This is a genomic window from Methylocystis sp. B8, assembly GCF_005771425.1.
GTDB lineage: Bacteria > Pseudomonadota > Alphaproteobacteria > Rhizobiales > Beijerinckiaceae > Methylocystis.
The window spans coordinates 1-18847 of sequence record NZ_VBTZ01000003.1; the positions used below are offsets into that span (position 1 = coordinate 1).

The following is an 18847-nucleotide window of genomic DNA, read 5'->3' on the forward strand; positions in this document are numbered from 1 at the left end:
GGATGTGACGGGGATCGTCACGCTTCCCGACGGCGTCGAGATGGTGATGCCGGGCGACAATGTGACGATGGACGTGGTGCTGATCGTGCCGATCGCCATGGAGGAGAAGCTGCGCTTCGCCATTCGTGAAGGCGGAAGAACCGTTGGCGCCGGCGTCGTCGCCAGCATCATCGAGTAAAGCGAATCCGGGCCGCGGGCTAAATGCTCGCTTTTAATGAACAAAGCCGCGCGATATCGCGCGGCGCATGAAGGCGAGCAGAGCCGCTCGCGGTCCCAAAGGACGAGACAATGAACGGTCAAAATATCCGGATTCGCCTAAAGGCGTTCGATCACCGGATTCTCGACACGTCGACGAAGGAAATCGTCTCGACGGCCAAGCGCACAGGCGCTCAGGTCCGCGGTCCGATTCCGCTGCCGACGCGCATCGAAAAATTCACGGTGAACCGTTCGCCACACATCGACAAGAAGTCGCGCGAACAGTTCGAGATCAGGACGCATAAACGCGTTCTCGATATCGTCGATCCCACCCCGCAGACGGTGGACGCGCTGATGAAGCTCGATCTTGCCGCCGGCGTGGACGTCGAGATCAAGCTCTAAGGGAATTCAGGCGGCGCTCTTAAAAAGTGAGCGCGCTTTGCGAAGGATTGGATCATGCGGTCGGGCGTCATCGCGCAAAAGGTCGGAATGACCCGCGTCTTCACGGAGGCGGGCGAGCATGTGCCTGTCACGGTCTTGAAACTCGACGGCTGCCAGGTCGTCGCGCAGCGGACCAAGGAAAAGAACGGCTACACCGCCGTTCAGCTCGGCATCGGCCGCGCCAAGGTGAAGAACGTCTCCAAGGCTGAGCGCGCGCGTTTCGCCGCGGCGTCGGTCGAGCCGAAAATGAAGCTCGCCGAGTTCCGGGTGAATGAGGAAGAGCTGCTGCCGATCGGCGCGGAGATCACGGCGGATCATTTCGTCGTCGGCCAGTTCGTCGACGTGACCGGCACATCGACGGGCAAGGGCTTCGCGGGTCCGATGAAGCGTTGGGGCTTCGGCGGTCTGCGCGCTTCGCATGGCGTCTCCATTTCGCATCGTTCGCATGGTTCGACCGGCGGCCGTCAGGACCCCGGCAAGACCTTCAAGAACAAGAAAATGGCCGGCCATATGGGCGTCGAGCGCGTCACGACGCAAAATCTGCGCGTCGTGCGGACCGACCCGGATCGGGGCCTTCTGCTCGTTGAAGGCGCGGTGCCGGGCACCGCCGGCGGCTGGATTTTCGTGCGCGACGCGGTGAAGCGCGCGCTGCCGAAGGATGCGCCGCAGCCGGGCAAGTTCCGCCTGGGCGACGGGCAGGGCGAAGCCGCGGTTTCTAGCGCCGCTCCGCAAGAAGAGAAGAAGGAGGACTGAGCCGTGAAGATCGACGTCACGTCGTTCGACGGCCAGGCGGCCGGTTCGATCGAACTCTCCGATGAGGTATTCGGCCTCGAGCCGCGCAAGGACCTCATCTTCCGCATGATCCGCTGGCAGCTCGCCAAGCGGCGCGCCGGCACCCATGCGGTGAAAAACCGCGCCGACATCGCGCGCACGGGCAAGAAGCTGCATAAGCAGAAGGGCACCGGCGGGGCCCGTCACGGCTCGGCGCGCGCGCCGCAGTTCCGCGGCGGCGGACGCGCCTTCGGTCCGGTAGTGCGCAGCCATGCGCATGACCTGCCGAAGAAAGTGCGCCAGCTCGCGCTGAAGCACGCTTTGTCCGCGAAGGCGAAGGACGGCGGCATCATCGTTTGGGAGAAGGCGGAGCTTTCCGAGCCGAAGACGAAACTGCTTGCTTCGGGCTTCGCGAAGACGGGCCTTGAGAACGCGATCATCATCGTTGGCGGCGCGCCGCAGAATAATTTCGTGCTCGCCGCGCGCAATCTTCCAAAGATCGACGTCCTGCCCGTCGACGGCGTCAATGTCTACGACATCCTCCGCCGCGAGAAGCTGGTGTTGACCCGCGCCGCAGTGGACGCGCTGGAGGCGCGACTGAAATGAGCAAGGACGTTCGCCATTACGACGTGATCGTGTCGCCGGTCATCACCGAGAAGGCGACGCTCGCCTCTGAGAGCAACAAGGTCGTCTTCAAGGTCGCGAAGACCGCGACGAAGCCGCAGATCAAGGCGGCTGTCGAGGGTCTCTTCGACGTCAAGGTCGAGAGCGTCAACACGCTCGTCCGCAAAGGCAAGATCAAGACGTTCAGAGGCCAGCGCGGCCAGCAGAGCGACGTCAAAAAGGCAGTCGTGACCCTCGCAGAGGGCCACAAGATCGACGTGACGACCGGACTGTAAGGAAGGCGTGAGGATAGAACTATGGCGCTGAAGACATTCAAGCCGGTCACGCCGAGCCTTCGCCAGCTCGTCATCGTCGACCGCAGCGAGCTTTACAAGGGCAAGCCGGTCAAGACGCTGACCGAGGGCAAGACCTCAAACGGCGGGCGCAATAACGCCGGCCGCGTCACCGTGCGCTTTCGCGGCGGCGGTCACAAGCAGGCCTATCGCATCGTCGATTTCAAGCGCCGCAAGCTCGATGTTCCGGGCAAGGTCGAGCGGCTGGAATATGATCCGAACCGCACGGCGTTCATTGCCCTCATTCGTTACACGGACAATGAGCTCGCCTATATTCTCGCGCCGCAGCGGCTCGCCGTCGGCGATGAAGTGATCGCCGGCAACCAAGTCGACGTGAAGCCCGGCAACGCCATGGCGATCGCCAACATCCCCGTCGGCGCGATCGTGCACAATGTTGAAATGAAAATCGGCAAGGGCGGCGCCATCGCCCGTTCGGCGGGAACCTATGCGCAGATCGTCGGCCGCGACCAGGGCTATGTGATCATCCGGCTGAATTCTGGCGAGCAGCGCCTCGTGCACGGCCAGTGCTTCGCCACGATCGGCGCCGTGTCCAATCCGGATCATATGAACACGTCGATCGGCAAGGCTGGGCGTTCGCGTTGGCTCGGTCGTCGTCCGCACAACCGCGGCGTCACCATGAACCCGATCGACCATCCGCATGGCGGCGGCGAAGGCCGCACCTCGGGCGGACGTCATCCCGTCACGCCCTGGGGCAAGCCGACCAAGGGCAAGAAGACGCGCACCAACAAATCCACCGATCGTTTCATTGTGTCCTCGCGGCACAATCGCAAGAAGAAGGGCTAACCATGTCTCGCTCGATCTGGAAGGGCCCGTTCGTCGACGGCTATCTTCTGAAGAAGGCCGAGGCCTCGCGCGCCACGGGCCGCTCCGAAGTGATCAAGATCTGGAGCCGCCGCTCCACGATCCTCCCGCAATTCGTCGGACTGACCTTCGGCGTGCACAACGGCCAGAAGCATATTCCCGTCTCCGTGTCGGAAGACATGATCGGGCACAAATTCGGAGAGTTCGCGCCGACGCGCACCTTTCACGGCCACGCCGCAGACAAGAAGGCTAAGAGGGGCTAACGATGTCGAAGGAAGCCAATCCGCCCCGGCTTGCGGAAAACGAAGCGAAGGCCGTCGCGCGCATGCTGCGCGTGTCGCCGCAGAAGCTCAATCTGCTCGCGCAGTTGATCCGCGGCAAGAAGGTGGATCGCGCGCTCGCCGATCTGGAGTTCTCCAGGAAGCGGATCGCGCATGAGGTGAAGAAGACGCTGGAAAGCGCCATCGCCAACGCCGAGAACAATCACGGCCTCGACGTCGACGATCTCATCGTCGCCCAAGCCTTCGTCGGCAAGGCGTTGGTGATGAAGCGTTTCCATGCTCGCGCTCGCGGCCGCGCGAGCCGCATCGAGAAGCCCTTCGCCAATCTGACGATCATCGTGCGCGAAGTCGAAGCGCAAGCTAACGCCTAGAGGATTTAAAACCATGGGTCAGAAGGTTAATCCGATCGGGCTGCGACTGGGCGTCAACCGCACCTGGGATTCGCGCTGGTTCGCCAATAAGGGCGAATACGCCAAGCTGCTGCATGAGGACATGGCGATCCGTGAGGCGGTGGCGAAAACGCTGAAGCAGGCGGCGGTGTCGAAGATTGTCATCGAGCGTCCGCACAAGAAGTGCCGCGTGACGATCCATTCGGCGCGTCCCGGCGTCGTCATCGGCAAGAAGGGCGCGGATATCGACAAGATCCGCAAGCTCGTCGGCAAGCTGACGGGCAGCGAGGTCGTCATCAACATCGTCGAAGTGCGTAAGCCCGAAACCGAGGCCGCGCTCGTCGCCGAGTCGATCGCCCAGCAGCTCGAGCGCCGCGTCGCGTTCCGCCGCGCGATGAAACGCGCCGTACAGTCGGCCATTCGCCTGGGCGCGCAGGGCATCCGCATCAATTGCTCGGGTCGTCTCGGCGGCGCTGAGATCGCGCGTCTTGAATGGTATCGCGAAGGACGCGTGCCGCTGCATACGCTGCGCGCCGACGTCGATTACGGCACCGCGACCGCGCATACCGCCTATGGCGCTTGCGGCATCAAGGTCTGGATCTTCAAGGGCGAAATCCTTGAGCACGATCCCATGGCGCAGGACAAGAAGGCGGCCGAACAGGCTGCCGGCGGCGGCGATCATCATGACCGCGATCGCGGCGGCGAACGCCGTCGTCGCGAACCGCGCGAACCGCGCGACGCGGCGTAACGATAAAGATCAAAGAGCGCTATCATGCTGCAACCCAAACGCACCAAGTTCCGCAAGGCCTTCAAGGGCCGCATCCGGGGCGCCTCCAAGGCGGGCTATTCGCTGGACTTCGGTCAGTTCGGCCTCAAGGCGCTGGAGCCGGAACGCATTACCGCGCGCCAGATCGAAGCCGCGCGCCGCGCCATGACGCGTCATATGAAGCGCGCCGGCCGCGTCTGGATCCGCATCTTCCCCGACGTGCCGGTCTCCAAGAAGCCGACCGAAGTGCGCATGGGCAAGGGCAAGGGCGCGCCGGAATTCTGGGCGGTGCGCGTCGCGCCCGGCCGCATCATGTTCGAAATCGATGGCGTGCCGGCGCCGCTCGCGCGCGAAGCTCTAACGCTCGCCGCCGCGAAGCTGCCGATCAAGACGCGCTTCATCGAACGCATCGCTGAGTAAGGGGGACGTGATGAAATCCAAGCAGCGCCTCTCCGACATCAAGGCGATGACCGAAGATCAGCTCAATGACGAAGTGCTGAAGCTCAAGAAAGAGCAGTTCAATCTGCGCTTTCAGCGGGCGACCGGCCAGCTCGAGAACACCTCACGCGTGCGCGTCGTTCGTCGCGACATCGCCCGCGCGAAAACCATCGCCGCGCAGAAGCGCACCGAAAAGCAAGGTTAAAGCGCCATGCCGAAGCGAATTCTCCAGGGCGTCGTCGTCAGCGACAAGCAGAACAAGACGGTAGTAGTGAAGGTCGAGCGCCGGTTCACGCACCCGCTGTTCCAGAAGACGGTGCGCCGCACGAAGAACTATCACGCCCACGACGAGAACGGCGCGTTCAAGGTGGGCGACGCGGTGACGATCGAAGAGACCGCGCCGATTTCGAAGTTGAAGCGTTGGCGCGTCGTCGGAGAGGCGGCCAAAGCGTAGTTTGAAAGAACAGAATGCCGGACGAAGTCGGCGCAGTCCATGGCGGGCTTGCCGAAACCAGACCGGAATGAAAGGCGGGTAAGCCATGATTCAGATGCAAACCAATCTCGACGTCGCCGACAACTCCGGCGCGCGCCGCGTGATGTGCATCAAGGTGCTGGGCGGCTCAAAGCGCAAATACGCCGGCGTCGGCGACATCATTGTCGTGTCGATCAAGGAGGCGATTCCGCGCGGCCGCGTGAAGAAGGGCGACGTGCTCAAGGCCGTCGTCGTGCGCACCTCGAAGGACATCAAGCGTTCCGACGGCTCCGTCATTCGTTTCGATTCGAACGCCGCCGTGCTGATCAACAATCAGAAAGAGCCGATCGGCACCCGTATCTTCGGACCGGTGCCGCGCGAGCTGCGCGCCAAAAATCACATGAAGATCATCTCGCTCGCTCCGGAGGTTCTGTAATGGCCGCCAAAATCAAGAAGGGCGACAAGGTCGTCGTTCTCGCCGGCCGCGACAAGGGCCGCGGGGGCGAAGTGCTGCGTGTCATTCCGAGCGAAAACCGCGCGGTCGTCGACGGCGTCAACATGGTCAAGCGCCATCAGCGCCAGACCAAGGATCGCGAAGCCGGCATCGTCAACAAGGCCGCGACGATCGATTTGTCGAACCTCGCGCTCGCCGATCCCAAGGACGGCAAGGCGACGCGCGTCGGATTCAAGATTCTCGACGATGGCCGTAAGGTCCGCGTCGCCAAGCGTTCCGGAGAATTGATCGATGGCTGAGGAAAAGAAGCCCAAGGCCGAAAAGCCCGCTAAGGCTCAAAAGCCCGCCGCCGAGAGCGCGGAGGCGAAGGAGCCGAAGAAGGCCGCCAAGCCCGCAGAAAAATCCGCCGACAAGCCCGCCGCGAAGGAAAAGCCCGCGAAGGCCGAAGGCGAGGCGAAGCCTGCCAAGGCTCCGGCCTCTGCGGATGGCGCCTATACGCCGCGCATGAAGAAGCACTACGAAGAAGTCGTGCGCGAGGCGCTCACCAAGCAGTTCGGCTACAAGAACGCGCTTGAAGTGCCGACGATCGAGAAGATCGTGCTCAACATGGGCGTCGGCGAATCGGTCAACGACAGCAAGAAGGCGTCGGCCGCGGCGGCTGATCTCGGCCTCATCGCCGGGCAAAAGCCGGTCGTCACCCGCGCCCGCAAGGCGATTTCGACCTTCAAGCTGCGCGAAAACATGCCGATCGGCGCTAAGGTGACTCTGCGCAAGACTCGCATGTACGAGTTCCTCGACCGGCTGATCACCGTCGCTTTGCCGCGCGTGCGCGACTTCCGCGGATTGAATCCGAAGTCGTTCGACGGACGCGGCAATTATGCGCTCGGCATCAAGGAGCACATCGTGTTCCCCGAGATCGACTACGACAAGGCCGAGTCGATTCTCGGCATGGACGTGATCGTCTGCACGACGGCCAAGAGCGACGAAGAGGCGCGCGCCTTGCTGAAGGCGTTCAATTTCCCGTTCCGGCAGTGAGGGCGTAAAGGCTCCTCAAACGCGGATACCGAAAGGCGAAACTGGTAATGGCGAAGAAAAGCGCGATTGAGAACAACAAGCGGAAGCAGAAGCTCGTGAAGTCCTACGCTGGACGCCGCGCGCGGCTGAAGGCGGCCGCCAAGGATAAATCGCTGAGCGTCGAAGAGCAGTTTGAGGCGCGTCTCAAGCTCGCCGAGCTGCCGCGCAATTCCGCGCAGGTGCGCGTTCGCAATCGCTGCGAAGTGTCGGGCCGTCCGCGCGCCTTTTATCGCAAGCTGAAAATGTCGCGCATCGCGCTGCGCGAACTTGGGTCGCGCGGCCTTGTGCCCGGACTCGTGAAGTCGAGCTGGTAAGGAGACGAATAGATGGCGATCAACGATCCGTTGGGCGATCTCCTCACCCGCATCCGCAACGCGCAGATGCGCCGCAAGGACAAGGTGTCCTCGCCGGGCTCGAAGCTGCGTGGGCATGTGCTCGACGTGCTGAAGGAAGAGGGCTATATCCGCGGCTATAGCAGCACTGACTTTGGCAATGGCCGCACCGAATTCGAAATCGAGCTGAAATATTTCGACGGCGAGCCGGTCATCAAACAGATTGAACGCGTGTCGCGTCCGGGCCGTCGCGTCTATGCGGCGGTTGGCGCGGTGCCGCGCGTGGCGAATGGCCTTGGCGTCACCATCGTGTCGACGCCGAAGGGCGTGATGGCCGATCACGCGGCGCGCGAGAACAATGTCGGCGGCGAGGTGCTGTGCAAGGTCTTCTAAGCCTTGCGCCTCATCAAACAGGATTTGCAACAATGTCTCGTATCGGCAAGAAGCCTGTCGTCGTTCCCGCCGGCGTTACCGCCAAGGTGGACGGCCAGCTCGTGCAGGTGAAGGGCGCGAAGGGCCAGCTGGAGTTTCTGGTTCCCGATGACGTTTCCGTCGCCCAGCAGGACAACGCCATCAAGGTGGAGCCACGCGATGACTCAAAGCGCGCCCGCGCGCTGTGGGGCACGTCGCGCGCGCGGATCAACAATATCCTCGTCGGCGTGACGGCGGGATTTGAGAAGAAGCTCGAGATCACGGGCGTCGGCTATCGCGCCGCGGTGCAGGGCAAGACTCTGCAGCTCGCGCTCGGCTATTCGCATGACGTGAACTATCCGATCCCGGCCGGTATCGCGATTGTGACGCCGAAGCCGACTGAAATCACCGTCAGCGGCATGGATAAGCAGCAGGTCGGCCAGGTCGCCGCCGAAATTCGCGCTCTGCGCGGCCCCGAGCCCTATAAGGGCAAGGGCGTCAAATACGCCAATGAATTCATCTTCCGCAAGGAAGGCAAGAAGAAGTAAGGACCCGCCATGGCCAGGGATGTCAAAGCCGAAGAGCGTCGCAAGGCGCGCGTGCGCCGGACGATCCGCGAGCGCGCCAATGGGCGGTTGCGTCTGTCGGTGTTTCGCTCGTCGAAGCAGATCTACGCGCAGATCATCGATGATGAGAAGGGGACGACGCTCGTCGCCGCCTCTTCGCTAGAGAAGGCGAACCGCGAGGGTATGAAGACCGGCGCGAACGTCGATGCGGCGAAGGTCGTCGGCAAGCTCCTCGCCGAGCGCGCCGTCGCCAAAGGCGTCAAACAGGTCGTGTTCGACCGCGGCGCCTACATGTATCACGGCCGCGTCAAGGCGCTGGCCGACGGCGCCCGCGAGGGCGGTCTGGAGTTCTAAATCCCTTCTCCCGTGGGAGAGGGACAACCACGAAGCGAGCGGCGCGGTGCGCCGCGTAAGTGACGGAAGAGAAAATGGCGCGTGAAGGAGAAGGCGGTCGCGGCCGCGATCGGGATCGTGAGGAGCGCGACAGCGAATTTGTGGATCGTCTGGTCCACATCAATCGCGTCGCCAAAGTGGTGAAGGGCGGCCGGCGCTTCGGCTTCGCCGCGCTCGTCGTCGTCGGCGACCAGAAGGGTCGCGTCGGCTATGGGCACGGCAAGGCGCGCGAAGTGCCTGAGGCGATCCGCAAGGCGACGGAAGCGGCCAAGCGCGCGCTGATCCGCGTGCCGCTGCGCGAAGGCCGCACGCTGCATCATGACGTTCATGGGCGCCATGGCGCGGGCCGCGTCATCCTGCGCGCGGCGCCGGCGGGCACCGGCATCATCGCGGGCGGTCCGATGCGCGCCGTCTTCGAAACGCTCGGCATGCACGACGTCGTCGCGAAGAGCCAGGGCTCGTCGAACCCCTACAACATGATCCGCGCGACCTTTAATGCGCTCGGCCACGAGGATTCGCCGCGCTCCGTGGCGGCGCGCCGTTCGCTGAAAGTCTCGGTGCTGCAGTCGCGCCGTCAGGGCGTCGACGCCGACGCCGTCGACGCGTAAGGAGGCGACCCATGGCGAAGAGCAAACAGCAGATCGTCGTCGAACAGATCGGCAGCCCGATCGGTCGTCCCGAGCGTCAGCGCCGCACGCTGCTCGGCCTCGGCTTGACCCGCATCGGCCGCCGCCGCGCGCTGGAAGACACGCCGGCCGTGCGCGGCATGATCGCCAAGGTGGCGCATCTCGTCAAAATCGTCGACGGGAAGTGAGGACGCGGCCATGAAACTCAACGAAATTTCCGACAATCCCGGCGCAAGCAAGAACCGCATGCGCGTCGGCCGCGGCATCGGCTCCGGCAAGGGCAAGACTGGCGGACGCGGCGTCAAGGGCCAAAAGGCGCGCACGGGCGTCGCGATCAAGGGCTTCGAGGGCGGTCAGATGCCGCTGCATCGGCGCTTGCCGAAGCGTGGATTCTACAATCCGTTCTCAGTCGACTATAACGAAGTCAACCTGGGGCGCATTCAGCAGGCGGTGGACGCCGGCAAGCTCGACGCCAAAGCGCCGATAACGCTCGACGCGCTGCTTGCGGCCGGCGTCGTCACCAAGCGGCGCGACGGGGTGAAGATCCTCGGCCAGGGTGAGTTGAAAGCGAAGCTCGCCTTCGAGGTTTCAGCGGCCTCGAAGTCGGCCGTCGCCGCCATCGAAGGCGCAGGCGGCTCCGTGAAACTTCTCGCCGGCGAGCCGGCGGCGCAATAAAGCAAAAGAGCGCCGCCGCTCTCGTATGAGCGGCTGCGCTGTTTTATATCAAGCGCTCCAAACGGAGCGGGCGCGCCTCGCGCAAACGCTACGCTCCGAGCGCCTCCGCCCAACAAATGCGTCGCCTGTGAGAGCGGCGCAACAGGGGAGTTACTTCATGGCATCGGCAGCCGAGCAGCTTGCGGCCAACGTCAATCTCTCCGCCTTCGGCAAATCCGAGGAATTGAAAAAGCGCATCTGGTTCACGCTGGGCGCGCTGATCGTCTATCGCCTCGGCACTTACGTGCCGCTGCCCGGCATCGACCCGGAAGCCTTTGCGAAGAGCTTCTTTGGCCAGTCGAAGGGCATGTTGGAGCTCTTCAATATGTTCGCTGGCGGCGCCGTGCAGCGCCGCGCGATCTTCGCGCTCAACATCATGCCGTATATTTCGGCGTCGATTATCATTCAGCTGATGACCTCGGTCATTCCGACGCTCGAGTCGCTCAAGAAAGAAGGCGAGCAGGGGCGTAAAGTCCTCAATCAATATACGCGCTACCTCACGGTCGCGCTCGCGACGTTCCAGGCCTACGCCATGGCGATCGGGCTCGAGGGCCAGCAGGGGGTCGTCACCGATCCGGGCATCTTCTTCCGCATCACAACGGTCGTGACGCTTGTCGGCGGCACGATGTTCCTGATGTGGCTTGGCGAGCAGATCACCTCGCGCGGCATCGGCAACGGATCGTCGCTCATCATCTTCGCCGGCATCGTCGCCGCCTTTCCGTCGGCGATTGTGTCGACGCTCGAACTAGGCCGGCAAGGCGCGATTTCGACGGCGCTGATTATCGGCGTCATCGCCATGTCCTTCGCCGTCGTCGCCTTCATCGTGTTCATGGAGCGCGCGCAGCGGCGCCTGCTGATCACCTATCCCAAGCGCCAGCACGGCAACCGCGTCTATGAGGGGCAGACGTCCTTCCTGCCGCTGAAGCTCAATACCTCCGGCGTCATCCCGCCGATCTTCGCGTCGTCGCTGCTGCTTTTGCCGACGACGGTGGCGAGTTTCTACCAATCGACCGGCAGCGAAAGTATCTTCGCGACGATCTCCGCCTATTTCGGCCACGGCCGTCCGCTGTACATGCTCGCCTATGTCGGATTGATCGTCTTTTTCGCCTTCTTTTACACCGCGATCGTGTTCAATCCGGTCGAGACGGCGGACAATCTCAAGAAGCATGGCGGCTTCCTGCCGGGCATCCGTCCCGGCGAGCGTACAGCCAAATTCATCGACGACGTGCTGATGCGGATCACCGTGCTGGGCGCGGCCTATCTGGCGATCATCTGCCTTATTCCAGAGGGGCTGATCGCCTACGCCAATCTGCCCTTCTATTTTGGCGGCACCTCGCTGCTCATCGTCGTCAGCGTCACCATGGATACGGTGGCCCAGATCCACGGCCATATGCAGGCTCAGCAATATGAAGGGCTGATTCGCAAGGCCAAGCTTCGTGGCGGAAAGCGCGCTCGATGAGGCTGGTGCTGCTCGGCCCGCCGGGGGCCGGCAAGGGAACTCAGGCGGCGCGTTTGGTCGAGAAGCACGGCGTGCCGCAGCTTTCGACAGGCGACATGCTGCGCGCCGCAGTCGCCGCGAGAACTCCGATTGGCCTCAAGGCCAAGGAGATCATGGACGCTGGATCGTTGGTGCCGGACGAGGTCGTGATTGGACTGATCGACGAACGACTCGATTCGCCAGACTGCGCTAACGGTTTCATTCTCGATGGCTTTCCGCGCACTGTGGCACAGGCCGAGGCGCTGCAGCGCCTTCTCGACCGCAGGGGCCTCTCGCTGGACGCCGTGCTGGAACTCGCTGTCGACGAGGGCGCGCTCGTCGACCGGATGCGCAAGCGGGTCAATGAGACCCGCGCCGCCGGCGGGGCCGTGCGGGCCGACGACAATCCGGAAAGCTTCAAAACGCGGCTTGAGGCATACCGCGCCCAGACTGCGCCGGTATCGGCGCATTATGCGGGGCGCAGCGAACTGACGAAGATCGACGGAATGGCCCCGATCGATGAGGTGACGGCGGCGATTGATCGGGCGCTCGCCGGCGCCGTTGTCGACCGCTAGTTATTTTCGTGAAGCCGCTTGACCCTAGGGCCATTCGCCCCTAGATAAGCGGTCTTCACGTTGTTGGACAGGCGGCTCCGGCTCCCGGCTTGGGGGGCGGGGCCTGTTTTCGTATGAAAACGGTTCGCAACCGTTCGCAAGGGCCGGGCTCCACCGGACGCGGACGTAATCCCGGAGCTTTGGGCTCCTTCCCAATGGAGAGACACTGTGGCCCGTATTGCTGGCGTCAATATCCCAACGAATAAGCGCGTCGTTATCGCGCTCCAATATATCCACGGCATCGGCGCCAAAAAGGCGGCGGAGATTTGCGAAAAGGTAAGCATCCCGTCGGAACGTCGCGTGTCGCAGCTCACCGATGCGGAAGTCCTGCAAATTCGTGAGACGATCGACCGCGATTACATGGTCGAGGGCGATCTGCGCCGCGAGGTGGCGATCAACATCAAGCGCCTCATGGATCTTGGCTGCTATCGCGGCCTGCGCCATCGCCGTCAGCTTCCAGTGCGCGGCCAGCGCACGCATACCAACGCCCGCACCCGCAAGGGCAAGGCGAAGCCGATCGCCGGCAAGAAGAAATAATTCTGGCAGTCGCCAGTCGGGCTTCGGCGGTCGAAACGATTGCCGACCGCCGAACTGCCGACTGCGTAGGTGGAGCCGCTGGCGTTACGGCGGCGTCGATATCGAAAGGCAACTGAACAATGGCCAAGGACACAACGCGCGTTCGTCGCCGCGAGCGCAAGAACATCGTTTCCGGCGTCGCGCATGTGAATTCGACTTTCAACAACACGATGATCACCATTACCGACGCGCAGGGCAACACTGTGTCGTGGTCCTCTGCAGGCTCGATGGGATTCAAAGGCTCGCGTAAGTCGACGCCCTACGCCGCGCAGATGGCGGCCGAGGACGCCGCCCGCAAGGCTGGCGAACACGGCGTGCGCACGCTCGAAGTCGAGGTCTCCGGTCCGGGCTCTGGCCGTGAGTCGGCGCTGCGGGCGCTGCAGGCGGCTGGTTTCACCGTGACATCGATCCGCGACGTGACGCCCATTCCCCACAATGGTTGCCGGCCGCGCAAGCGCCGCCGCGTCTGAGGCATTTCAGAGTGTCTGATTTGATTTCGCGCGGCGCGCGGCGCATGCCCCGACGCCGCATTCAGGAGCTTCAAGGAAAGGCCTCCAAGTGAGCATCCAGAAGAACTGGCAGGAACTCATCAAGCCGAACAAGCTCGAAGTCACGGCCGGAGACGATCCGAAGCGCGTGGCGACGGCTGTCGCCGAGCCGCTCGAGCGCGGCTTCGGCGTGACTCTCGGCAACGCCCTTCGCCGTATCCTGCTGTCGTCCCTGCAGGGCGCGGCGATCACCTCGATTCACATCGACGGCGTGCTGCATGAGTTCTCGTCGATCCCCGGCGTGCGTGAGGACGTGACCGACATCGTCCTCAACATCAAGGACATCGCCATTAAGTATCAGGGCGAAGGCGTGAAGCGCCTGACGCTCAAGAAGACGGGACCGGGCGTCGTCACCGCCGGCGACATCCAGGCGACAGGCGACGTCCAGATCCTGAACCCGGAACTCGTGATCTGCACGCTCGATGAAGGCGCGGAGATCCGCATCGAATTCACCGTGGCGACCGGCAAGGGCTATGCGCCCGCCGACCGCAACCGCGCCGAAGACGCGCCGATCGGCCTCATTCCGATCGACAGCCTCTATTCGCCGGTCAAGAAGGTCAGCTATCGCGTCGAGAACACCCGCGAGGGCCAGGTTCTGGACTATGACAAGCTGACGCTGACGGTCGAGACGAATGGCGCGATCAGCCCCGAGGACGCGCTCGCCTTTTCGGCGCGCATTCTGCAGGACCAGCTCAACGTCTTCGTCAATTTCGAGGAGCCGCGCCGCGAGGAAGCCGCCCCGTCGATTCCGCAGCTCGCCTTCAATCCGGCGCTCTTGAAGAAGGTCGACGAGCTGGAGCTTTCGGTGCGTTCGGCGAACTGCCTGAAGAACGACAACATCGTCTATATCGGCGACCTCATTCAGAAGTCGGAAGCCGAAATGCTGCGCACGCCGAACTTCGGCCGCAAGTCCTTAAACGAGATCAAGGAAGTGCTGGCGCAGATGGGTCTGCATCTCGGCATGGAAGTTCCCGGCTGGCCGCCGGAGAACATCGACGATCTCGCGAAGAGGTTCGAGGAGCATTATTGAGTGAGTTAGTGAGTGGCGAGTGGTGAGTAGTCTCTATTCACTACTCACCATTCACTACTCACGATAATCGACGGCCGTTCCTTGGCACGGCGGCCGCATAATCAACGGAGAGCCGCATGTATCACGGTCACAAGAAGCGCCGCTTCGGGCGCACGCATGAGCACCGCAAAGCGATGTTCGCCAATATGGCGCAGGCGCTCATCAAGCATGAACAGATTGTCACCACGCTGCCGAAGGCGAAGGATCTGCGTCCCGTCGTCGAAAAGCTCGTGACGCTCGGCAAGCGCGGCGACCTGCATGCGCGCCGGCAGGCGATCGCCCAGATCAAGGACGTGAAGCTTGTCGGCAAGCTCTTCGACGTGCTGGGACCTCGCTACAAGGGTCGCAACGGCGGTTATACGCGCGTGCTGAAGGCGGGTTTCCGTTACGGCGACAATGCGCCGCTCGCGGTCATCGAATTCGTCGACCGCGACGTTGACGCCAAGGGACAGGATTCCGGCCCGGCGCAGACCGAAGAGACGGCGGCGTAGTCGGCCAAACAGGACAACCTCGGCACAAAGGCCATCAGCAATCACGGCGTCGCTTCTCATTGTAACCGGGATGCGGCGCCGAAAACGTTCTAGGTCCAAGCAAACATCGGCCGTGGCGCTCCGAAGCGCGTTCTTACCGTTTCGCTTCTTTGCGTCTATATACGCGGCGGGGATTAAGCTTATGAGCGCTTCATGAACATTCCGGCGCGTCACATCATTGCTGCGGCGATGGCCTGCGCCCTCTCGGCGTCCTTTGTTTCCGCGCGCGCCGAAGTTTCACCTGAAGCCACCCCGCAGAAACCACCCGGCCGGGTCGAGAGCTTTACGCCGCCTGGCCCTGATCGCGCTGTTCCGACGAGCCGCAGCGAACTGATTTATTCCTTCGCGCCGATCGTCAAAAAGGCGCAGCCCGCCGTCGTCAACGTCTTCGCGTCGCGCGTCGAGCGCATGCCCGCCAATCCGCTTTTCGATGATCCGATCTTTCAACGCTTTTTTGGCGGGGGAGGCGGCATGCCCGGGCGCAACATGGCGCAGTCGCTTGGCTCCGGCGTCATCGTCGATCAAACTGGCCTCGTCGTCACCAACAACCACGTCATCGAAGGGATGACCGATGTGAAGGTGGCGCTCGCCGACAAGCGCGAATTCTCCGCAAAGATTTTGTTGCGCGATCCGCGCACTGATCTCGCGGTGTTGAAACTCGCGGACGGCGCCAATTTTCCGACCATGGAGCTTGGCGATTCAGATGCGCTCGAAGTCGGCGATTTGACTCTTGCGATCGGCAATCCCTTTGGCGTCGGACAAACGGTGACGCAAGGCATCATATCGGCGCTTGCGCGCACACACGTCGGCATTTCCGACTACGGCTTCTTCATCCAGACGGACGCCGCGATCAATCCCGGCAATTCCGGCGGGCCGCTTGTCGACATGAACGGACGAGTCGTCGGCATTAATTCCGCGATCTTTTCCAAGTCCGGCGGATCGGTCGGCATCGGCTTCGCGATCCCCGTCAACATGGTCAAGAGCGTGATCGCGGCGGCGAAGGGCGGCGGCAAGCAGGTGCGTCGGGCCTGGATGGGCGCGACGCTGCAAACGCTTTCGCAGGAGATCGCCGACGGTCTGGGCCTTGATCGTCCAACCGGCGCGCTGCTGGCCGACGTCGACCCCAAGGGGCCCTCGGCCGAAGCTGGCTTGAAGCGCGGCGACGTCATCATCTCAGTCGACGGCCAAACGGCCGACGATCCTGAAGCGGTCGGCTATAGGCTCGCCACCAAGCCGCTCGGGGGTCAGGCGACGCTCGGCGTGCTCCGCAGCGGTAAAAAGATCACGACGCAAATTCGCCTCGCGCCGGCGCCGGAAACGCCCTTGCGCGACGCGGTGAAGATCAAGGGCGCGTCGCCTTTCGCCGGCGCGACGGTCATCAATATTTCTCCCGCGGTCATCGAAGAATTGTCCGTGCAGGGAACGACCAATGGCGTTGTCGTCTCCGAGATCGATGACGGCTCTTACGCGCAGCAACTCAATTTGCAGCGCGGCGACATCATTCTCGGCGTCAATGATCAAAAGATCGAGACGACCCGCGACTTGGAGAAGATAACGGCGGGTCGCGCCTATTACTGGAAAATCACCTTGGCGCGCGGCGGGCAGGTGTTCACGACGGTGATTGGCGGGTGAGGTCATCATGAGCGGGCTCGCGATCCTCGTCACGACAATTGACGATGAGGAAAAGGCGCGAGAGCTCGCGCGGGCGGCGCTCTCCGCTAAACTCGCCGCCTGTGTTCAGATACATCCCATTCGCAGCCATTACGTCTGGAAAGACGAGATGCGTGAAGAGCCGGAATTTCTGCTGCATATGAAAGCGCGTGCTGAAGACTATCCCGCGCTTGCGAATCTGGTTCGTCGTTTGCACAGCTACGAGACGCCGGAAATCTTGCGGGTCGACGTCGGCGAAGCGGATCGCGACTACCTCGCCTGGGCGATGGAAGCGACGCGTCGATAGGTCTGCGTCTTCCAAATTGCGGATCGCGGCATTACCTTGCTGATGCTGCGACGCAACTCGCGCCAGGCCAAGAAGCGGACTTCCCGATGTCGACTCCCACGGACTATTTCGTTGATCGCCGAAGAATGCGCCGCAAGCTCGGCTGGTGGCGACTGGCCGCCCTTGTCGCGATCGGCATAGCGGGTCTCGTCGCCGTTGTGCGGCTCGGCGGCGCCGACTCAGCCAATAAACTCACGCCGCATATTGCGCGCCTTGAATTGCAGGGCCTCATTACCGGAGATGACGACACGGTCGATCTGATCAAGAAGATCGGCGAGTCCAGCCAAGCAAAGGCCTTGCTGCTGGAGATCGAGAGCCCCGGCGGCACGACGACCGGCTCGGAGCGCCTTTATGAGGAGGTGCGGCGCGTCGCCGAGAAGAAGCCCGTGGTCGCCGTGATCGGCACGGTAGCCGCGTCGGGCGCCTATATCGCCGCGCTTGCGGCGGATACGATCGTTGCGCGCGGCAATTCGCTTGTCGGCTCGATCGGCGTGCTGTTCCAATATCCCAATGTCTCGAAGCTGCTCAACAATTGGGGCGTCGAGGTCGAAACGATAAAATCCTCGCCGCTCAAGGCCGCGCCGAATGGTTTTGAGCCCACGAGCCCCGCGGCCCGGGAGGCGGTGGCGAGCCTTGTCGCCGACTCTTACGCCTGGTTCAAAGGCCTCGTTCAGCAGCGGCGCAACCTTGACGACGCCGAACTTGCGAAAGTCGATGACGGGCGGGTGTTTACCGCGCGCCAGGGCGTGCCGCTCAAGCTCGTCGATCTCATCGGCGGTCAGCGCGAGGCCGTCGACTGGCTCGTCGCCAACAAGGGCGTCGCAAAGGACCTGCCGGTGCGCGAGTGGAAGAAAAAATCCAGTCTCGAAAGGCTTGGGCTTGTCGAAGGCGCTGCTGGGCTCGCGCGCGTCGCGGGACTGGAGTCAATCGCCGGTTTTTTAGAAAAATCAATCCTTCTCGAACGGAGCGGCGAGCTTGACGGGCTTTTGGCGATTTGGCAGCATTCGGCCGCGAACTGACTCGGGCGTCGCGGATAAGGTTTTTCGACGCCAAGCTATTGGATCGGCTCATGATAAAGTCGGAACTCATTCAGCGCATCGCGCGCCGAAACGGCCATCTGTACCAGCGCGACGTCGAGACGATCGTCAGTACGATTCTTGACGAGATCACCTCCGCCCTCGCGCGTGGCGATCGCGTTGAGTTGCGGGGCTTCGGCGCTTTTTCGGTCAAGCGGCGCGACGCGCGCACGGGCCGTAACCCACGCACCGGCGCGCAGGTCTCGGTGCAGGAAAAGAGCGTGCCTTTCTTCAAGACCGGCAAAGAGATGCGCGAGCGCCTCAACGAGAATTATCACGGCTGAGGCGTTTTAAGGCGGCTGCGTCCTCTCGATCTCGGGGCGCGCGGCAGTGGCGTGCGGCGGCTCAATGTTGCGGCCGCCCAGCGTGTTGCGCGGCCCCGGCAAGAGGGAGATGTTATGAAGTCCATCCTGCGCGTCGTCGTCTTCGTTCCGCTGGCGCTCATCATCCTGTTTTTCTCGATGGCCAATCGTGGCTCGGTGCGCATCGGGCTTGATCCTTTTGCGCCGAACGGCGGACTATCGTTCGAAGCGCCGATTTTCCTCGTCGTTCTGGCGTCCATGGCCCTCGGCGTGCTGGCGGGCGGGATCTCTTCCTGGCTCGGGCATCTGCCCGTTCGCCGCGCCGCGAAGATCGCGCGCGCGGAAGCGCGCAAGACGCGCGTGGAAGTCGAAAAACTGCGCCAGCAAGCGCTGGACAGCCTGCCTGCCGATAAGAGACTGAAGAGCGGTTGAGCGGCTTCTGCCGCGCTTTTAGAGCGCGCTGCGAAAAAGTGGACGCCGGTTTTTCGCGCAAAGCGCGCTCTGAACTTTTGGAATCGATCACGCTGCATTTGGGCGATTACGCCCAAATGCAGCGTG

32 protein-coding genes and 1 pseudogene are annotated in these 18847 nt (G+C 62.8%); all 33 read left to right on the plus strand.

Translation table 11 applies throughout. The features are described from left to right. A pseudogene (tuf, locus tag FEV16_RS06665) lies at window positions 1-178 on the plus strand (elongation factor Tu); the annotation flags it as partial. A 110-nt stretch (window positions 179-288) separates the two neighbouring features. Further along, on the plus strand, window positions 289-597 hold the full coding sequence (gene rpsJ / locus FEV16_RS06670) for a 30S ribosomal protein S10 (RefSeq protein WP_014890764.1): 309 nt from the start codon (window positions 289-291) through the stop codon (window positions 595-597). Window positions 598-651: 54 nt separating this feature from the next. Further along, window positions 652-1389: a 50S ribosomal protein L3 gene (gene rplC / locus FEV16_RS06675; RefSeq protein ID WP_138166872.1), complete on the plus strand. Its 738-nt coding sequence runs from the start codon at window positions 652-654 to the stop codon at window positions 1387-1389. 3 nt (window positions 1390-1392) lie between these two features. Beyond that, a complete protein-coding gene (gene rplD / locus FEV16_RS06680) occupies window positions 1393-2013 on the plus strand; it encodes a 50S ribosomal protein L4 (protein ID WP_138166873.1) in 621 nt (206 codons plus the stop codon). Further along, window positions 2010-2306 (plus strand): 50S ribosomal protein L23, encoded by a 297-nt coding sequence (locus FEV16_RS06685; protein WP_138166874.1) that lies wholly within the window; start codon window positions 2010-2012, stop codon window positions 2304-2306. Before rplD ends, FEV16_RS06685 begins: the two co-directional genes overlap by 4 nt. A gap of 21 nt (window positions 2307-2327) precedes the next feature. Next, window positions 2328-3167 carry a 50S ribosomal protein L2 gene (gene rplB, locus FEV16_RS06690; RefSeq protein WP_138166875.1) on the plus strand — a complete coding sequence of 280 codons (840 nt, stop codon included), beginning with the start codon at window positions 2328-2330 and terminating at the stop codon, window positions 3165-3167. A gap of 2 nt (window positions 3168-3169) precedes the next feature. Next, window positions 3170-3448, plus strand: a complete 279-nt coding sequence (rpsS, locus tag FEV16_RS06695) for a 30S ribosomal protein S19 (protein WP_138166876.1) — start codon at window positions 3170-3172, stop codon at window positions 3446-3448. A 2-nt stretch (window positions 3449-3450) separates the two neighbouring features. After that, entirely contained in the window at window positions 3451-3837 is a 387-nt protein-coding gene (rplV, locus tag FEV16_RS06700) for a 50S ribosomal protein L22 (protein WP_138166877.1), read from the plus strand. Window positions 3838-3850: 13 nt separating this feature from the next. After that, window positions 3851-4603 (plus strand): 30S ribosomal protein S3, encoded by a 753-nt coding sequence (gene rpsC, locus FEV16_RS06705; protein WP_138166878.1) that lies wholly within the window; start codon window positions 3851-3853, stop codon window positions 4601-4603. A gap of 24 nt (window positions 4604-4627) precedes the next feature. After that, a complete protein-coding gene (rplP, locus tag FEV16_RS06710; protein ID WP_138166879.1) occupies window positions 4628-5041 on the plus strand; it encodes a 50S ribosomal protein L16 in 414 nt (137 codons plus the stop codon). Window positions 5042-5051: 10 nt separating this feature from the next. Further along, on the plus strand, window positions 5052-5264 hold the full coding sequence (gene rpmC, locus FEV16_RS06715; RefSeq protein WP_138166880.1) for a 50S ribosomal protein L29: 213 nt from the start codon (window positions 5052-5054) through the stop codon (window positions 5262-5264). Between the two features lie 6 nt (window positions 5265-5270). Then, complete coding sequence (rpsQ, locus tag FEV16_RS06720; RefSeq protein ID WP_138166881.1) at window positions 5271-5513, plus strand: 30S ribosomal protein S17; 243 nt, start codon at window positions 5271-5273, stop codon at window positions 5511-5513. Between the two features lie 85 nt (window positions 5514-5598). Continuing rightward, entirely contained in the window at window positions 5599-5967 is a 369-nt protein-coding gene (gene rplN / locus FEV16_RS06725) for a 50S ribosomal protein L14 (RefSeq protein WP_138166882.1), read from the plus strand. After that, window positions 5967-6284, plus strand: coding sequence for a 50S ribosomal protein L24 (gene rplX / locus FEV16_RS06730; RefSeq protein WP_138166883.1), 318 nt, complete (start codon window positions 5967-5969; stop codon window positions 6282-6284). The genes rplN and rplX overlap by 1 nt, the downstream gene beginning before the upstream one ends. After that, complete coding sequence (rplE, locus tag FEV16_RS06735) at window positions 6277-7020, plus strand: 50S ribosomal protein L5 (RefSeq protein ID WP_138166884.1); 744 nt, start codon at window positions 6277-6279, stop codon at window positions 7018-7020. The genes rplX and rplE overlap by 8 nt, the downstream gene beginning before the upstream one ends. A gap of 47 nt (window positions 7021-7067) precedes the next feature. Continuing rightward, window positions 7068-7373 (plus strand): 30S ribosomal protein S14, encoded by a 306-nt coding sequence (rpsN, locus tag FEV16_RS06740; protein ID WP_138166885.1) that lies wholly within the window; start codon window positions 7068-7070, stop codon window positions 7371-7373. Between the two features lie 12 nt (window positions 7374-7385). Beyond that, window positions 7386-7784 (plus strand): 30S ribosomal protein S8, encoded by a 399-nt coding sequence (gene rpsH, locus FEV16_RS06745; RefSeq protein ID WP_138166886.1) that lies wholly within the window; start codon window positions 7386-7388, stop codon window positions 7782-7784. Between the two features lie 32 nt (window positions 7785-7816). Further along, entirely contained in the window at window positions 7817-8350 is a 534-nt protein-coding gene (gene rplF, locus FEV16_RS06750; RefSeq protein ID WP_138166887.1) for a 50S ribosomal protein L6, read from the plus strand. 9 nt (window positions 8351-8359) lie between these two features. After that, entirely contained in the window at window positions 8360-8722 is a 363-nt protein-coding gene (gene rplR / locus FEV16_RS06755) for a 50S ribosomal protein L18 (protein ID WP_138166888.1), read from the plus strand. Between the two features lie 74 nt (window positions 8723-8796). After that, on the plus strand, window positions 8797-9369 hold the full coding sequence (rpsE, locus tag FEV16_RS06760) for a 30S ribosomal protein S5 (RefSeq protein WP_138166889.1): 573 nt from the start codon (window positions 8797-8799) through the stop codon (window positions 9367-9369). An 11-nt stretch (window positions 9370-9380) separates the two neighbouring features. Next, complete coding sequence (rpmD, locus tag FEV16_RS06765) at window positions 9381-9575, plus strand: 50S ribosomal protein L30 (RefSeq protein WP_138166890.1); 195 nt, start codon at window positions 9381-9383, stop codon at window positions 9573-9575. 10 nt (window positions 9576-9585) lie between these two features. Continuing rightward, on the plus strand, window positions 9586-10062 hold the full coding sequence (gene rplO / locus FEV16_RS06770) for a 50S ribosomal protein L15 (RefSeq protein WP_138166891.1): 477 nt from the start codon (window positions 9586-9588) through the stop codon (window positions 10060-10062). Window positions 10063-10219: 157 nt separating this feature from the next. Continuing rightward, a complete protein-coding gene (gene secY, locus FEV16_RS06775; RefSeq protein ID WP_138166892.1) occupies window positions 10220-11560 on the plus strand; it encodes a preprotein translocase subunit SecY in 1341 nt (446 codons plus the stop codon). Next, window positions 11557-12153: an adenylate kinase gene (locus FEV16_RS06780; protein WP_138166893.1), complete on the plus strand. Its 597-nt coding sequence runs from the start codon at window positions 11557-11559 to the stop codon at window positions 12151-12153. The genes secY and FEV16_RS06780 overlap by 4 nt, the downstream gene beginning before the upstream one ends. A 207-nt stretch (window positions 12154-12360) precedes the next feature. Further along, window positions 12361-12729, plus strand: coding sequence for a 30S ribosomal protein S13 (gene rpsM / locus FEV16_RS06785; RefSeq protein ID WP_138166894.1), 369 nt, complete (start codon window positions 12361-12363; stop codon window positions 12727-12729). Between the two features lie 119 nt (window positions 12730-12848). Then, window positions 12849-13238, plus strand: coding sequence for a 30S ribosomal protein S11 (gene rpsK, locus FEV16_RS06790; RefSeq protein ID WP_014890740.1), 390 nt, complete (start codon window positions 12849-12851; stop codon window positions 13236-13238). An 88-nt stretch (window positions 13239-13326) separates the two neighbouring features. Beyond that, window positions 13327-14346: a DNA-directed RNA polymerase subunit alpha gene (locus FEV16_RS06795; protein ID WP_138166895.1), complete on the plus strand. Its 1020-nt coding sequence runs from the start codon at window positions 13327-13329 to the stop codon at window positions 14344-14346. 116 nt (window positions 14347-14462) lie between these two features. After that, the gene (gene rplQ, locus FEV16_RS06800; protein ID WP_138166896.1) at window positions 14463-14876 is read left to right on the plus strand and encodes a 50S ribosomal protein L17; all 414 of its coding nucleotides are present in this window, start codon (window positions 14463-14465) and stop codon (window positions 14874-14876) included. A gap of 192 nt (window positions 14877-15068) precedes the next feature. After that, window positions 15069-16547, plus strand: coding sequence for a DegQ family serine endoprotease (locus FEV16_RS06805; RefSeq protein WP_138166897.1), 1479 nt, complete (start codon window positions 15069-15071; stop codon window positions 16545-16547). Between the two features lie 7 nt (window positions 16548-16554). Next, window positions 16555-16872 (plus strand): divalent-cation tolerance protein CutA, encoded by a 318-nt coding sequence (cutA, locus tag FEV16_RS06810; RefSeq protein ID WP_138166898.1) that lies wholly within the window; start codon window positions 16555-16557, stop codon window positions 16870-16872. An 86-nt stretch (window positions 16873-16958) separates the two neighbouring features. Beyond that, the gene (sppA, locus tag FEV16_RS06815) at window positions 16959-17930 is read left to right on the plus strand and encodes a signal peptide peptidase SppA (RefSeq protein WP_138166899.1); all 972 of its coding nucleotides are present in this window, start codon (window positions 16959-16961) and stop codon (window positions 17928-17930) included. A 50-nt stretch (window positions 17931-17980) separates the two neighbouring features. Beyond that, window positions 17981-18271 carry an integration host factor subunit beta gene (gene ihfB, locus FEV16_RS06820; protein ID WP_138166900.1) on the plus strand — a complete coding sequence of 97 codons (291 nt, stop codon included), beginning with the start codon at window positions 17981-17983 and terminating at the stop codon, window positions 18269-18271. A gap of 114 nt (window positions 18272-18385) precedes the next feature. Beyond that, window positions 18386-18721 carry a LapA family protein gene (locus FEV16_RS06825; RefSeq protein ID WP_138166901.1) on the plus strand — a complete coding sequence of 112 codons (336 nt, stop codon included), beginning with the start codon at window positions 18386-18388 and terminating at the stop codon, window positions 18719-18721. Window positions 18722-18847 lie beyond the last annotated feature (126 nt).

Excerpts from the sequence above, each read along its gene's own strand:
- FEV16_RS06780 (WP_138166893.1), top strand. The coding sequence starts at position 11,557 with ATGAGGCTGGTGCTGCTCGGCCCGCCGGGGGCCGGCAAGGGAACTCAG.
- rpsQ (WP_138166881.1), top strand. The coding sequence starts at position 5,271 with ATGCCGAAGCGAATTCTCCAGGGCGTCGTCGTCAGCGACAAGCAGAAC.
- rplE (WP_138166884.1), top strand. The coding sequence starts at position 6,277 with ATGGCTGAGGAAAAGAAGCCCAAGGCCGAAAAGCCCGCTAAGGCTCAA.
- rpsH (WP_138166886.1), top strand. The coding sequence starts at position 7,386 with ATGGCGATCAACGATCCGTTGGGCGATCTCCTCACCCGCATCCGCAAC.
- rplC (WP_138166872.1), top strand. The coding sequence starts at position 652 with ATGCGGTCGGGCGTCATCGCGCAAAAGGTCGGAATGACCCGCGTCTTC.
- rplN (WP_138166882.1), top strand. The coding sequence starts at position 5,599 with ATGATTCAGATGCAAACCAATCTCGACGTCGCCGACAACTCCGGCGCG.
- rpsN (WP_138166885.1), top strand. The coding sequence starts at position 7,068 with ATGGCGAAGAAAAGCGCGATTGAGAACAACAAGCGGAAGCAGAAGCTC.
- sppA (WP_138166899.1), top strand. The coding sequence starts at position 16,959 with ATGTCGACTCCCACGGACTATTTCGTTGATCGCCGAAGAATGCGCCGC.
- rpsK (WP_014890740.1), top strand. The coding sequence starts at position 12,849 with ATGGCCAAGGACACAACGCGCGTTCGTCGCCGCGAGCGCAAGAACATC.
- secY (WP_138166892.1), top strand. The coding sequence starts at position 10,220 with ATGGCATCGGCAGCCGAGCAGCTTGCGGCCAACGTCAATCTCTCCGCC.
- rpsE (WP_138166889.1), top strand. The coding sequence starts at position 8,797 with ATGGCGCGTGAAGGAGAAGGCGGTCGCGGCCGCGATCGGGATCGTGAG.
- rplV (WP_138166877.1), top strand. The coding sequence starts at position 3,451 with ATGTCGAAGGAAGCCAATCCGCCCCGGCTTGCGGAAAACGAAGCGAAG.
- FEV16_RS06685 (WP_138166874.1), top strand. The coding sequence starts at position 2,010 with ATGAGCAAGGACGTTCGCCATTACGACGTGATCGTGTCGCCGGTCATC.
- rpsS (WP_138166876.1), top strand. The coding sequence starts at position 3,170 with ATGTCTCGCTCGATCTGGAAGGGCCCGTTCGTCGACGGCTATCTTCTG.
- rplB (WP_138166875.1), top strand. The coding sequence starts at position 2,328 with ATGGCGCTGAAGACATTCAAGCCGGTCACGCCGAGCCTTCGCCAGCTC.
- rplX (WP_138166883.1), top strand. The coding sequence starts at position 5,967 with ATGGCCGCCAAAATCAAGAAGGGCGACAAGGTCGTCGTTCTCGCCGGC.
- rplF (WP_138166887.1), top strand. The coding sequence starts at position 7,817 with ATGTCTCGTATCGGCAAGAAGCCTGTCGTCGTTCCCGCCGGCGTTACC.
- rpsJ (WP_014890764.1), top strand. The coding sequence starts at position 289 with ATGAACGGTCAAAATATCCGGATTCGCCTAAAGGCGTTCGATCACCGG.
- rplO (WP_138166891.1), top strand. The coding sequence starts at position 9,586 with ATGAAACTCAACGAAATTTCCGACAATCCCGGCGCAAGCAAGAACCGC.
- ihfB (WP_138166900.1), top strand. The coding sequence starts at position 17,981 with ATGATAAAGTCGGAACTCATTCAGCGCATCGCGCGCCGAAACGGCCAT.
- rplR (WP_138166888.1), top strand. The coding sequence starts at position 8,360 with ATGGCCAGGGATGTCAAAGCCGAAGAGCGTCGCAAGGCGCGCGTGCGC.
- FEV16_RS06805 (WP_138166897.1), top strand. The coding sequence starts at position 15,069 with ATGAACATTCCGGCGCGTCACATCATTGCTGCGGCGATGGCCTGCGCC.
- rpmC (WP_138166880.1), top strand. The coding sequence starts at position 5,052 with ATGAAATCCAAGCAGCGCCTCTCCGACATCAAGGCGATGACCGAAGAT.
- rpmD (WP_138166890.1), top strand. The coding sequence starts at position 9,381 with ATGGCGAAGAGCAAACAGCAGATCGTCGTCGAACAGATCGGCAGCCCG.
- rplP (WP_138166879.1), top strand. The coding sequence starts at position 4,628 with ATGCTGCAACCCAAACGCACCAAGTTCCGCAAGGCCTTCAAGGGCCGC.
- rpsC (WP_138166878.1), top strand. The coding sequence starts at position 3,851 with ATGGGTCAGAAGGTTAATCCGATCGGGCTGCGACTGGGCGTCAACCGC.
- FEV16_RS06825 (WP_138166901.1), top strand. The coding sequence starts at position 18,386 with ATGAAGTCCATCCTGCGCGTCGTCGTCTTCGTTCCGCTGGCGCTCATC.
- cutA (WP_138166898.1), top strand. The coding sequence starts at position 16,555 with ATGAGCGGGCTCGCGATCCTCGTCACGACAATTGACGATGAGGAAAAG.
- rplQ (WP_138166896.1), top strand. The coding sequence starts at position 14,463 with ATGTATCACGGTCACAAGAAGCGCCGCTTCGGGCGCACGCATGAGCAC.